Consider the following 13,604-nt stretch of genomic DNA (forward strand, 5'->3'; position numbering starts at 1 on the left):
GGCTCCGGTGCAATGTCCATCCCTGTTTCACCTTGCCACTTTCCCAGCAACAGCGCTAAGGGCCCTACAAGCTTGGCATCTAAAACTTTGTTATCAATTGCTTTGAATTCTGACATAGCTACCTCGAATCTATTTTTCTATTAATAGGATAATGCTTTTTTCATTGTCGTTTTTAAAGCGCTTTAGAGAAATTTTAGTGCTGCCAAGCTAAATAAAGACTCTGAAATTGATTTAGATCTAAGCCATCTCTACTTCTCAGGGTTCTGAGCGCTTTATGCTTAAATATCAGTAAGACTAATAATTTACGTTCCATATCTTGCGTAATTTATTAGAATAGGATCTATAGTAAAAAGATAGCCTTATTTAATTTCTTAATTTAATGGATTCTTGCGTCATGAAAATCATCAAAAAATCTTCCAAACTTGATAATGTGTGTTACGACATTCGAGGGGAAGTCGCGCGAGAAGCCAAGCGTTTAGAAGAAGAAGGCCATCGAATCCTAAAGCTTAACATTGGCAACCCTGCGCCCTTTGAGTTCGACGTACCTGAAGAAATACAAACCGACGTCATTCGTAACTTGCCTAACGCTCAAGGCTATAGTGATTCAAAGGGCTTATACTCTGCACGTAAAGCCGTTATGCAGCATTATCAGTCAAAAAACATTCTCAATGTTGACATAGAAGATATCTATTTAGGCAACGGCGCAAGTGAGCTCATTGTTATGTCTATGCAGGCTCTGCTAAATGACGGCGATGAAGTGTTAATCCCCTCACCTGACTACCCTCTATGGACGGCTGCTGTAACGCTAAGTGGCGGTAAGCCTGTGCATTATCTATGTGATGAGGAGTCTAGCTGGTACCCAAGCGTCGAGGACATTCGCAGTAAAATTAACGACAATACCAAAGCAATTGTCGTCATTAACCCGAACAACCCGACCGGCTCGGTTTACCCTGAAAGCTTACTGAAAGAGTTGGTCGACCTTGCTCGAGAGTTTAAGCTGATGCTATTAGCTGACGAGATCTACGACAAAATTCTATATGACGGCGCAACTCACACACCCCTTGCGTCGCTGTCTTCAGATGTCCTTACATTGACCTACAATGGCCTATCTAAGACCCATCGTGCAGCCGGTTACCGGTCTGGCTGGATGATGATTACCGGTCCTAAGCATTATGCTGAAGATTTCATCGACGGCATCGATATGCTCGCGTCAATGCGACTTTGCTGTAATGTACCCGCTCAATACGCGATTCAAACCGCTTTGGGCGGTTATCAAAGTATCAATGACCTAATCGTTCCGGGCGGACGCTTATGGGAGCAGCGTGAGCTTGCCTGGAAAATGCTCAATGATATTAAGGGCGTTTCATGCGTCAAGCCTGATGGCGCGCTTTACCTCTTTGTTAAACTAGACCCTGAGATTTACCCGATCGTAAACGACGAAAAATTGGTCTTGGACTTGCTCAAACAGCAGCGTATTCTTATCGTTCACGGAACAGGCTTTAACCTCAGTGATACTCAGCACTTCCGATTCGTATTCCTTCCACGGGTAGACGTTCTGGAAGATGCAATTCAGCGTTTTGAATTGTTCCTAAAAACTTACGAACAATTACCTGAAGAGAACTAGGGTCAGCCATTTAAATGTTCAGCATCCATATTGAAGAGTTTTTTCTCGATTGCACCAAAATTCTGAAGCAACTGTATATGAGTTTCCCGATGAAGAGCAACGTCTTCGTCGAGGATATCTCAGGCCCAGACCAAGCTGATGAGTACGGTTTACATAGCGATCGTTTTCAAAGTTGTTTTGGCGCTATGCTTTGGCTCGAGCAAGAGCGCTTCATTAAGTTTGAAAGCACTCTTAAGCAAGAAGCTATTGATCAGGCGACCCTAACTTCAAAGGGTCTTAAGCTGATGTCCAGCATCTGCCACGACCAGCAAATTAATGTCTTAACTGAGCAAATTCATCCAATCATTGAAGGCCTGAAGGGCTTGCCGAATATCGATACACTCAATCATATTATGAAGCATGGCACCTCAAGCCAGCTCGCGATAGCCATGCAACATCTGATTCACAAATACTCTGATAACTAACAGACCACAACCCTTTCCGCACACAACGATCTAGCGCTGTCAAAAGCCCCGCCTGAAGCTGGCACTGAGGGGTAATAACATCAGGGTCGTGCACCTAATTCCTTTTATATTTTTAAGACAAATAACTAATCTCGTACATAAGTGCATCATCATAGCCACATATTATTTTATGAAAGCCAGATAACTGCTTATCAAGTTCGTCACAACCGCTATCAACATGCAAAGCCCGACCATTAAGGGCTCTAATTTTTTCTTGAGTCGAAATAAACTGAAGGTTACCGAGACCGGCCTGCCGAAGAACTCGTGGACTAATTTGTTGATTACCACGCCCTAAAACAATCCCCTGCCCACCTATAACAGAGAGAATCACCTTTACCCTGGGATATTGTTGCAGCAATTCAAATAGCTGAGCCTCATGAACGTCATTCGCGATAAGCGTGACATTTACACCATCAAAGAAACACACATCAACACCCAGCAATGTTGGCTGCTCCAAACCGATCATTTCCTTCAAGTGCTGTAAGGTGCCGCCTGAGCCGAGGACATACAAAGTATCATCTTCTAATTCTTCACTCATAAATGAGCAAAGCTCTTCAAGCATCAACTCATCATCCAGCATGCCCGAACATTTAACCGACTGAACCAGAAGCTGATCGTCCGGTATCAGCATTTCACCAAAATGCTGAGTCTTAACCAGCCCCTTGGCAAAAGCATCCTCATCAATATCTCTCACGTCTGCCATACGGGCTGACACTAAACGATGACTCGCCATACTTTCTACCACCGAAACCACCGCCTTAGGTGTTACCGCAAATACGCCAGAATGCATCTTTACACCTGCCGGAATCCCTAAAGCGCACTGCTGATCACCAATCACCGTGTAGATATCACGCGCAGTACCATCACCGCCGACAAACAACAGGATATCTATTGAGCGTTTCATAATCTCGGCTGCGGCTGCACGCGTATCGTCAGCTCGAGTTAATTCAGGAGGCTGGAACAAAACCTCGATATCAAAGACATCTGCAAACTCTGAACAGATATCTCCGCCCATCTGTCCACCTGCACACAAAAATGATACTGAAGCCAATCTACCCTGCAAAACTAAATCTTTCAGACCGACTAAAACCGCTCTTAGCCTATCGGCCGCCTTGGCCTCTACGCCTCTGGAAATCGCTATTTCTGTGGTAGATGCTGCATCACTACCTTTAAGCGCAGCCGGCCCACCCATTCCAGCTAGAGGGTTAAGCACCAAACCAAAAGTAAAACTTGCTTGGCTCATTGCCTTATCTTCGTTCATTTTCGTAAATGTAGCTGGAAAGTGTTAACACATACTCATCAGTCAGGTTCACAAACTGAATACCGACAATATAGCGACCTTCCTCACCAACTTCTTCATCGGTATTTAGCTCTATATTGCGGATAATACTCGGAAGGCAAATTCTCTTAGTCACACCGCTCGCACTCAGCTCAAAAGACACCAAAAGCTCATGCCCCTTTTCACCCAATGACTGGGGAGAAGACATTCTTGCACCAGTTTTGCTTAAGTTATCAATATAAGCAGGTTTAGGCCATTCACCAAAAATATCGAAGTCGCTATCTATTTCAGCCTCAATATTTGTCGTGACACGTTCAGAGTTACGAATCTGGAGCGCGGTAATTTCTTCAGGATAAACCAAGTGATAATAGCTATAAGGCTGAATTGAACGATAGGCGACACGAGTTTCAAAAGCACAGACTTGCTTACCCACCAAAAGCCGAACGGCCACTGTACTGTCTTTGTCCAGAAGCACTTCTTTACCTTCTCTCAAGGGAGAAGAAATTAATATGCTACGATTTTCAACAAAACCAATTAGGTTTACCTGATACTTACGTGCAGGAGAAATTGTTTCTAAAGTGACGGCCGCCCCAATTGATAAACCTAAGTTCGCAAAAGACGCAACTGGCCTATCTTGGGAATCATCAAGCTTCTCAGCCACACTTAACCTCTTATTATCATTATTAAGGTATCAATTTTAGGACTTAACATTAAAACCTAAAGACTTAAACTTACTTAGCAATTCTGAGTTAACTTTCTTCAATTGAATCTTTACACCTGAAAACTCGCGCCGGCAGCGGTAGTTCTTTCGGAAGCGGTCAAAGGCCTGCCATCGCTCTTCATCAGGTAAGCGTAAGCTGGCTTGCAGTAAACTATGGTCATGACGCACATCAAAGCAGGCTCGAATTGCAGTATGAATAGACCAATCAACATCTGCATTTGAAGTAAAGGCCATTTTAGACAAAGGCGGCTCTTCTAAGAATTGCCCAGAAGAGTGGCGAGATGGTAAACCTAAAAACTGGCATAAGGCCCGGTAAACCATTTCAGTCCCCAAGACCTTACCGTCAAAACTATAGCCGGCAATATGCGGCGTACCAATAAAGACTTTGCGAGCCAATTCGACATTAAGCTCAGGCTCTCTCTCCCACACGTCAAGGATAGCGGTAAACTGTGGCTGATGATCTAGGAAGTCATTCAGGTCATCATTATCGATAACCGGCCCCCGACTCGAATTAATCAGAATTTGCTCTGGCTGCAAGCTTTCAAGCACCTGCTTATCGATCATATGGTAGGTTGGATGCGTACCTTCTTTACTTAAGGGCACATGAAGTGATATCAGGTCGCAGCGCATCACTTCTTCAAATGATACAAGTGAATCATCATCCAAAAACGGGTCACAGGCTTTAAACTTGATTCCCAGCTTCTCCAAGCGCGCAGCAAGTAAGCTACCAACATTGCCATAACCCACAATACCGACTGTTACCGAGCCTAAATCGAGCGAATGAGTTTCGGTTAGAATTGATAAGCAACTTAAAACATACTCAACAACAGAGTTAGCATTACAGCCAGGCGCATTACAGTAGCGAATGCCCTGCTGATCAAGGTAATCAGTATCAATATGATCAATACCGATGGTGCATGTTCCAACAAACTTAACTGAACTGTTTTCTAAAAGCTCACGGTTTACTTTGGTTACTGAGCGTACTATCAAGAAATCTGCATCACTCAAATGTTCCGCCTTAATCTCCCGCCCGGGCAACTTAACAATGTCACCTAAATCACCAAAAAAACGTGTGAGTAAGGGGATATTTTCATCAGCAACAATTTTCATTCTTCAAACAAAACCGTCTTATTAATTTATTTTCCAACCAGGTGTGCAGGATATTCACATGGAAGTTTCATACCAATGTACTTTTCTATCTCTGGAAGCAGGAAGGCATCGTCTTCACAGGCGAAGGAAATAGAGATTCCTTTTTCACCTGCACGTCCTGTTCGACCGATTCTATGAACATAATCTTCAGCGTCTTCAGGAAGGTTATAGTTGAATACATGACTCACGCCATCAACGTGTATACCGCGCCCTGCCACGTCAGTTGCAACCAAGATTTCTATTTTGCCATTTTTAAACTGATCAAGTGTTCTGATGCGTTTATGCTGGGGAACTTCACCCGATAACAGCGCAGCTTTAACACCTTTAGATTTCAACTCAGCTTCAAGGCGACGCGTTTCATCACGACGATTACCGAAGATAATGGCCTTCTTAACATCGTTTTCCTCAATGTAGCGGCAAATTATTTCCAGCTTTTCATCGGTAGGCACCATAAATATCTTCTGCTCGACTTTATCAGTCGTCAGCTGCTCGGCTTCAATTTCAATGAAAACAGGGTTAACCGTCCAGCGGTTTGCCAAGTTCAGCACATCATCACTAAAGGTCGCGCTAAACAATAAGGTCTGACGATTATCCTCTCTTGGGCACTTACTAATGATACGCTTAACATCAGGAATGAAGCCCATATCCAACATACGGTCAGCTTCATCAATAACCAAAAAGTCGATCTGATCCAGGTACAAGTCATTGCTGTTGAGGAAATCGATCAGGCGCCCAGGTGTTGCAACCAGAATATCGATAACGGTATTGCGCACATAGTCTTTTTGCTTTTGGTAGTCGATGCCACCCAGTACGGAATAAATCGACATATCCATGTGTTTAGTCAAGGCAACAGCATCTTTCTCTATCTGCAGCGCCAGCTCTCGTGTTGGCGCAATAATCAGTGCTCGAGGCTCGCTTGCATAACGATCACCTTTTGGCACTGGTCGAGATAGCAAGTCATTAATAATGGTAATCAGGAAGGCAGCCGTTTTGCCGGTACCCGTAGCAGCCTTGCCGATGGCGTCATAGCCTTTTAAGGTGTGGGGCAAAGATTCTGCCTGAATGTCGCTGCAATATTCATATTTCAGATCAGCGATGCCATGCAATAAGTCATTCTGCAAACCTAAATCGTGAAAGCGGGTCTTGCCTTCCTCGGGCGCTACGACATATTGCTCAGCACTCCAAGCCTGTTTTTTTGGCGCTACACTCGCCCCTTGTTCTTGTACATTAGCTTGAGCGCTTCCTTTCTTGCCACCTTTGTGTTGAGGCTTACCTGCTGTTTCAGGTTTTGGGTGTTTCTTTGCTTGAGGTTTATTGGCGCCCCCTTCTTTTGCCGAAGCAGGCTTGTTAGTTTTGGTCGAGGCACCTTGTGCCTTATTCGACTCGTCTTGCTTTTTCTTACCAAAAAAACCACTTAACTTCATTTAGAATACACTCTAGTAACACTTAAAATATTGACCTGAGAGCTTATGCCCCCTAACCCTGCCTTGCAAGCGGAATACACCTAATTAGCCGCTAATTTGCTTAAAACTGTCATTAGCTTAGCCTATCAAGTGAAAATGCGTCACTTTCCAGGCACCGACAATCAGGCCGATAGTGACTTAGCAAAGCTTGAACAAATAAGTTAGCTCTTTCAGGTAAGCCATTTTCTATGTAGTCAGCCGCCTGCTGAGCCACCTCACAGATAAACTCTTTACTCGCCCCAACATCTGGCTGAGCAATATTATCGACACTCAAACGAAAGCGCATTCCACAAGCTTCCGTCATAATCCACTCAAGCGCCTGCGGCTTAATCTCGACTTTCTCAAATTCGCGTTGCTGTTGGTCACTGCGCCCATCTGGCTCATACCAATAACCAAAATCAATTAACTTGCGCCGCTCTTTACCCGCAATACACCAATGACTAATTTCATGTAATGCGCTTGAGAAGTAATCAAACCTTGAAATAACCTGGCATAAACCACCCGTCTCCGAGGCTGGCAGATAGAGAGGTTCATCAGCCCCCACCACCAACTCAGTACCTTCGAGAGTTATAAACAAGTTATTGAAAATTCTAACTAATTCTGTGACATCAGCAAATGCTGTATCAACGAGCTTATTTTCACAGCTGGACTGGGTGCGCTGTTGTTCAGTATTTACCACCGGATTAACAATCCTTCTTACGACCAATCAAACTTTTGCAGCCTGGGAATATCTAATCGAATATTAATCTTCAAGCCCACAAAAGCGACTTATAATGGCATGATTACGAATTTATACAAATCTATTGCCTCTTATCGTTCTATTTAACAGTTTTGATTGAACCAACACAGTAGATTTATATCTAAAGTGCAATATATGCAATCGCAAGGTTTTGAACCAGTATGAGAAATATCCTATTAGTTATTATCTACCTAACTCTTGGAACATTCACCTCCGACGCATATTCCTCTGGCGGTACTAGTTTTTCTAGCTCAGATAGCAAGGGATTATTTGAATCAAGCCAGAATGAGTTCCTAAAGGTTGATGAGGCATTCAAATTTCGCTCATCGCCTACAGACAATGGTTTAAAGCTGTCTTGGGAAATAGCTGACGGCTACTATTTATACAAAGAACGCTTCAAATTCCGCCTTGTCGATAAGTCATTAGAACCTCTGGTAAAGCTTGGCCCTCCCGAATTTTCTAGCCAGGGAAAGCCTAAACAGGATGATTACTTTGGCTTGGTTCATGCGTTCTATAAGCACGTTGAAATTGCTCTTCCTATTGACGTCGATGCTTCACTAAGTGATGTCGAGATTAAAATAAGCTCCCAAGGCTGTGCAGATGCAGGCTTGTGCTACCCACCAAAGCACGAAAAGGTCTTATATGTAGCGCAAAAAAGTAATAGCGACACAACTAGCAACAAGCTTCAAGCTCCCAACCAGCAACAAACGCCTTCATCTCAAGAAAGCCCAGACTTTGAAAACGCTGCGGGCGTCTTTAGCTTTATTCAGAACAGTAGCCTGCTGGCGATTGTAGGAATATTCTTTTTACTCGGGATCGGATTGACCTTTACACCTTGCGTGTTTCCAATGATCCCGATTATTACCAGCATTATTGCTGGCCAGCAAAAGCCAACGGTCGGTAAATCCTTTATGCTTTCCCTAGCCTACGTTATCGGTATGGCGGCAACCTATGCTGCAGCAGGCGTGGTGACAGGACTGCTCGGTGCGGGAGCCAATGTACAGGCAGCCCTGCAAGACCCAATTGTATTAAGCGTATTTTCGGCAATATTTATTTTGCTTGCCTTAGCTATGTTCGGCCTTTACGAGCTGCAACTCCCCGCTTTCTTAAGAGACCGCCTCAATACCACCAGCCAAAACCTTAATGGTGGGCATATCACCAGCGTATTCTTTATCGGTGCACTATCAGCACTAATTGTTTCACCGTGTGTCTCAGCCCCGCTCGCAGGTGCGTTACTTTATATAAGCAGTACAGCAGACGCAGTTATCGGAGGCCTTTCATTATTTGCTCTGGGCTTGGGTATGGGTGTGCCATTAATCCTGATCGCTATAGGTGGCGGTAAGTTCTTCCCTAAAGCCGGCGCCTGGATGGACAAAGTAAAATACGCTTTCGGCATAATGCTAATTGCCGTGGCAATCTGGCTCATTAGCCGTGTTATCCCTGAGTCAGTTTCGCTATTTTTATGGGCGTTGTTATGCGGCCTAACAGCAAGCCAGATGGGTGCTTTTGATGCAGCTAAGCCTGGAATAGAAAGAGTCTCTAAAGGTTTAGGCTTGCTCCTGGCCTTATACGCCGCATTATTATTTATTGGCTCACTTACTCAAGCCACAAACCCACTCAACCCCCTGGAAACTCTGATTAGCAACCAGCAAACCAACACACAGAAACCTAACAAGCTCCCTTTCAATACTATTTATTCGAATACCGGGCTTGAACAACATCTCGCCATTGCAAAGCAAAACGGCCAAGCTCTATTGGTAGATTTTTACGCCGACTGGTGTATCAGCTGTAAGGTAATGGAGAATGAGGTTTTTCCGCTTGTTAATATCGACAGCAAGCTACGTCAATTTTATCTCGTTAAGGCAGACGTGACCGACAATACAGATGAAAATAAGGCACTACTGGAAAGGTTTGGCCTCTTCGGCCCACCATCTATCCTGCTGTTTGATAAAAAAGGCAAAGAAATCAAGGATCTGAGAATCGTAGGGGAAATTAGTGCCAATGGCTTCGATCAGCACCTGGGGCAGGCGCTGGTAAGACAATAAATTGAAGCGCAATATTAGAAAAGTTCTAACTCACCTTCATTTTGGTCTTCTTCATGGCTATTTGCCTCCAAGCAGAATGATAAGGCTTCATCATATACCTCAATAGAAATACTGCATCCTGCAACTTCACGATCAATATCAAAATAATATGAATCGATCGTACTGTTTTCAGCTAATAAGTCATCGACATTAACACCAAAAAAAGTGGCCGGAAAACCAATACTGATAAAGCACTCATGCGCTATCAACTTAGTTTTTAAACGACCAATCAACTGGTTTGAAAGCTCAGAAATCCAGTCTTCCAAGCGGTCCTCTTCAACTTTGGTAATCCCCTCACCCACTGGGTAAGTTAAGGCCAGTACAGGCAAAGGAAGCTCCAAAGCGATTTTGAATTCGATATCTGATGAACCGCCGTCAATGCAAGCAATAGGGCAATTTTCAAGGCGCTCAGGTTTATCTACCATCAAGCCTACATTGCAATCCAGGTTTTCAAACAAGTCTTTACACGACTGAAAGAATAAGTCCTGAATACATTTGATTACTTCATTATCACGCATATAACTGCAACTCCTTTCTTTTATTTGTACTAACCGAATCAGAAAACTATTTAGCCAACGAAGGAGCCGGACTCTCACCATTGATGCTGAAATACTGATTAAAGTGCGTCATGCTCAACAGGTCATAGGTCTGCCCACGCGAACGAACGATCTCATAGGCCACACCTGCACCGTCTAGAAACTTCTTCATGACCAGCAACATTCCCAAACCGGAACTATCCATGTATTCGACATCATAGAGATCAACCTGAACCAGACGGCTGTCACCAACCTCCTTTTAGTAAGCTGATCGGAATTCGCTCTGCAAATGAAATGCGAAACTTCCACTGATATAGAGAGTAGTACAAGAATTATTAACGGAAACTTTCACACTACCCGTAGCACTGTCAGTCATAGATACCCAAATCAACTTTAGCTAATATTTATATCGCAAGCACCTGACAATCTATATTTGAATAATTAAAGGTGCATTCTAAAAAGATAGAGCATGATCTGAAAAGTGCAAACTCGAAACATCGACATGAGAACTACTTTCAGGCTTTTCTCAGCAGATAAATATAATTGCCGTTTTCCTGGCTCTGATCGAGCAGTTCATGACCAAGAAACTGACAGAATTTTGGTATATCACGCTGAGTGGCCGGGTCGGAAGCGATTACCTTGACCACGTCCCCACTTTGCATCTCGTCAATTTTTGAGTGCAGCATCATAACAGGTTCAGGACAATACAAACCTTGAGTATCCAAAAGGTGTTGATGTAACATCTAGCTCTCTTTTTTAATCTATACTTAAAACAACAGCACACTGGAGGGGCATGCCATGATTAGGGTTATTATCGAAAGATCCATCGCGGAATCACTGGAAGCAAACTATGAGGATACTGCAAAACAAACGCTACAAAAAGCCATTCGAGCTCCGGGCTTTATTTCTGGGGAGTCATTAAAAGATATTACCAACTCAAGACACCGAGTCATCCTTTGCAACTGGCGTAGCACTCAAGATTGGCAAGCATGGCAACAATCCCACGAACGCAAGGAAATGATGGACAAGTTAAACCTCATGCTAGAAAGAGAAGAAAAAGTTACCGTTTTGGAAATGCCTTAAACATCTTCTCTGCAATCTGCTCAATGAGTACAGTTGCGTCTTGCTCCATTCAACGCAAACTGTACTCCAAAAATCTATCTCGATACTTAAAAAATAGCAAATTAAACCTCATTTTTTGTAAGTCATTATTATATAAGTCATTTGCGCATTCCATCGGCTTAAACCAAGTTGATATACATCAACTTTCCCCCCTAACTTTCGTGATAAAAGATTGATTTTGTCCTTTCTGATCAGTACCCTTCACGCCTAGCCGATTTGGGGGTATTAACCTACCCCTAAATCATTACTTAGGTAGTAAAAAAATAAGCGATGTGTGCAAGGTTTACATTCCTTATTTTTTGCGTTTCCACTTTATGTAGAATAATGGACCCTCAACGATGAGCAAAGAGACCAACCAAATCACTTACAACTACAAAGTTGTAAGACAGTTTGCCATTATGACGGTGGTATGGGGTATTGTCGGCATGGCCGTCGGTGTTCTTATCGCTGCTCAATTAGTATGGCCAGAGCTAAACTTCGATTCACCTTATTTAAGCTTCGGTCGTATTCGCCCACTGCACACTAACGCAGTTATCTTTGCTTTTGGGGGTAGTGCTCTATTTGCTACATCGTTTTATGTGGTGCAGCGGACTTGCCAAGCACGCCTGGTCTCGGACACCCTCGCGTCATTCATGTTCTGGGGCTGGCAAGCGGTCATCGTTCTAGCAGCGATCACTTTGCCACTAGGCATTACTAGCGCAAAAGAATACGCAGAGCTTGAGTGGCCGATCGATATTCTAATCACCTTAGTTTGGATAGCCTATGGCGTCCTCTTTTTTGGTACCATAATGAAGCGTAAGACCAAGCACATTTATGTTGCAAATTGGTTCTATGGCGCATTTATTATCACTGTCGCGATTCTACACATCGGGAATAGCATGGCCATTCCAGTCACGTTCTGGAAGTCCTACTCTGCTTACGCAGGTACTGTCGATGCGATGATGCAGTGGTGGTATGGCCATAATGCTGTTGGTTTCTTCCTGACGGCAGGCTTCTTGGGCATTATGTACTACTTCGTTCCTAAACAGACTGGCAAGCCAGTTTATTCTTACAGACTATCTATTATTCATTTCTGGTCACTGATTTCTTTATATGTATGGGCAGGCGCTCACCACCTACATTACAGCGCTCTTCCTGACTGGGCACAGAGTGCGGGCATGATCATGTCCCTAGTCCTACTAGCTCCATCATGGGGTGGTATGATCAACGGTATGATGACGCTTTCTGGTGCATGGCATAAACTACGTACTGACCCAGTACTACGTTTCTTGGTTGTATCGCTTTCTTTCTATGGCATGTCTACTTTCGAAGGTCCGATGATGTCTATCAAGACTGTAAACGCGCTATCTCACAACACTGACTGGACTATTGGGCACGTTCACTCTGGTGCACTCGGTTGGGTAGCGATGATTTCTATCGGTGCGGTTTATCACTTGATTCCAAAGCTTTATGGCATTAAAGAAATGTATAGCACGTCTATGATCAACCTACACTTCTGGTTAGCGACTGCCGGCACGGTTCTATACATCGCCGCAATGTGGGTAAACGGTATTATGCAGGGCCTAATGTGGCGTGCAGTAAACAATGACGGTACCCTTACCTACAGCTTTGTAGAGTCTTTAGAAGCAAGTCATTCTGGTTATCTTGTTCGTGCAATTGGTGGTGCTATCTTCTTGTCAGGTATGCTTATCATGGCCGTGAACGTTTGGCTAACCATTAAGCAGAAAGATGCGAAAGCACTTGATACCGTGACTGAAGCAGCTTAGGAGAAGAGTCAATGAATCATGAGATAATAGAAAAAAACCTTGGCTTGATGATCCCTCTGATTGTCGTAGCTATCAGTTTTGGTTTCTTGGTAGAAGCAGTTCCACTGTTCTTCCACAAAGACATGCAAACCCCCATTGAAGGTCTGAAGCCACATACCGCTTTAGAACTTGAGGGTCGTGATATCTATATTCGTGAAGGTTGTCACACCTGTCACACGCAGATGATCAGACCTTTCCGCGCTGAGACTGAACGTTACGGTCATTACTCAGTTGCCGGAGAGCATGTTTATGAGCACCCATTCCTATGGGGTTCTAAGCGTACTGGTCCTGATCTGGCTCGTGTTGGTGGTCGCTATAGTGACGACTGGCAACGTGCTCACCTTTATAACCCACGTAATGTTGTACCTGAGTCCAAAATGCCGTCCTACCCTTGGTTGTTTACAGCTATCGTAGACCACAAAGGTACTGCTGCGAAAATGGAAGCACTTCGTACAGTAGGCGTTCCCTACACCGACGAAGACATTGCCGGTGCAGCAGAAGCGGTGAAAGGTAAAACAGAAATCGAAGCTATGGTTGCGTATCTACAGCAGCTTGGCACCGTTCTTAAGAACAAGTAAG

Annotated in this window: 14 protein-coding genes; 6 read left to right on the forward strand and 8 right to left on the reverse strand. The window is 43.9% G+C overall.

Going from position 1 to position 13,604, the window contains the following annotated elements; translation table 11 throughout:
* Positions 1-394: 394 nt before the first annotated feature.
* Positions 395-1,624, forward strand: a complete 1,230-nt coding sequence (locus A3756_RS20550; protein WP_068514753.1) for a pyridoxal phosphate-dependent aminotransferase — start codon at positions 395-397, stop codon at positions 1,622-1,624.
* A gap of 89 nt (positions 1,625-1,713) precedes the next feature.
* Positions 1,714-2,088, forward strand: a complete 375-nt coding sequence (locus tag A3756_RS20555; RefSeq protein WP_156499632.1) for a hypothetical protein — start codon at positions 1,714-1,716, stop codon at positions 2,086-2,088.
* A gap of 112 nt (positions 2,089-2,200) precedes the next feature.
* Here A3756_RS20555 and A3756_RS20560 read toward each other — a convergent pair whose 3' ends face one another.
* The 5 genes from A3756_RS20560 to A3756_RS20580 form a co-directional block, all read right to left on the reverse strand.
* Complete coding sequence (locus tag A3756_RS20560) at positions 2,201-3,370, reverse strand: ATP-NAD kinase family protein (protein ID WP_068514798.1); 1,170 nt, start codon at positions 3,368-3,370, stop codon at positions 2,201-2,203.
* 4 nt (positions 3,371-3,374) lie between these two features.
* On the reverse strand, positions 3,375-4,067 hold the full coding sequence (locus A3756_RS20565; RefSeq protein ID WP_068514750.1) for a flagellar brake protein: 693 nt from the start codon (positions 4,065-4,067) through the stop codon (positions 3,375-3,377).
* A 36-nt stretch (positions 4,068-4,103) separates the two neighbouring features.
* Positions 4,104-5,237: a 4-phosphoerythronate dehydrogenase PdxB gene (pdxB, locus tag A3756_RS20570; RefSeq protein WP_068514747.1), complete on the reverse strand. Its 1,134-nt coding sequence runs from the start codon at positions 5,235-5,237 to the stop codon at positions 4,104-4,106.
* A 26-nt stretch (positions 5,238-5,263) separates the two neighbouring features.
* Positions 5,264-6,700 (reverse strand): ATP-dependent RNA helicase RhlB, encoded by a 1,437-nt coding sequence (gene rhlB / locus A3756_RS20575; protein ID WP_082865404.1) that lies wholly within the window; start codon positions 6,698-6,700, stop codon positions 5,264-5,266.
* Between the two features lie 112 nt (positions 6,701-6,812).
* Complete coding sequence (locus A3756_RS20580; protein WP_082865405.1) at positions 6,813-7,418, reverse strand: elongation factor P hydroxylase; 606 nt, start codon at positions 7,416-7,418, stop codon at positions 6,813-6,815.
* A 221-nt stretch (positions 7,419-7,639) separates the two neighbouring features.
* On the opposite strand from A3756_RS20580, the gene dsbD reads away from it, so the two are divergent.
* Entirely contained in the window at positions 7,640-9,523 is a 1,884-nt protein-coding gene (gene dsbD, locus A3756_RS20585) for a protein-disulfide reductase DsbD (protein ID WP_068514744.1), read from the forward strand.
* A 14-nt stretch (positions 9,524-9,537) separates the two neighbouring features.
* Here the strand turns inward: dsbD and A3756_RS20590 are convergent, their stop codons facing one another.
* The 3 genes from A3756_RS20590 to tusA all read right to left on the reverse strand — a co-directional run bounded on the left by A3756_RS20590 (position 9,538) and on the right by tusA (position 10,841).
* Complete coding sequence (locus A3756_RS20590) at positions 9,538-10,080, reverse strand: hypothetical protein (protein WP_068514739.1); 543 nt, start codon at positions 10,078-10,080, stop codon at positions 9,538-9,540.
* Positions 10,081-10,126: 46 nt separating this feature from the next.
* Entirely contained in the window at positions 10,127-10,336 is a 210-nt protein-coding gene (locus A3756_RS28085) for an STAS domain-containing protein (protein WP_255374988.1), read from the reverse strand.
* A gap of 277 nt (positions 10,337-10,613) precedes the next feature.
* Entirely contained in the window at positions 10,614-10,841 is a 228-nt protein-coding gene (gene tusA / locus A3756_RS20595) for a sulfurtransferase TusA (RefSeq protein ID WP_068509866.1), read from the reverse strand.
* 55 nt (positions 10,842-10,896) lie between these two features.
* Here tusA and A3756_RS20600 point away from each other — a divergent pair, with 55 nt between their 5' ends.
* The 3 genes from A3756_RS20600 to ccoO all read left to right on the forward strand — a co-directional run bounded on the left by A3756_RS20600 (position 10,897) and on the right by ccoO (position 13,603).
* Positions 10,897-11,181, forward strand: a complete 285-nt coding sequence (locus tag A3756_RS20600) for an antibiotic biosynthesis monooxygenase (RefSeq protein WP_068509864.1) — start codon at positions 10,897-10,899, stop codon at positions 11,179-11,181.
* A gap of 377 nt (positions 11,182-11,558) precedes the next feature.
* Positions 11,559-12,986: a cytochrome-c oxidase, cbb3-type subunit I gene (ccoN, locus tag A3756_RS20605; RefSeq protein WP_068514738.1), complete on the forward strand. Its 1,428-nt coding sequence runs from the start codon at positions 11,559-11,561 to the stop codon at positions 12,984-12,986.
* Positions 12,987-12,997: 11 nt separating this feature from the next.
* Positions 12,998-13,603 carry a cytochrome-c oxidase, cbb3-type subunit II gene (gene ccoO, locus A3756_RS20610; RefSeq protein ID WP_068514735.1) on the forward strand — a complete coding sequence of 202 codons (606 nt, stop codon included), beginning with the start codon at positions 12,998-13,000 and terminating at the stop codon, positions 13,601-13,603.
* Position 13,604 lies beyond the last annotated feature (1 nt).

The sequence above is a fragment of the Oleiphilus sp. HI0086 genome, from assembly GCF_001635225.1.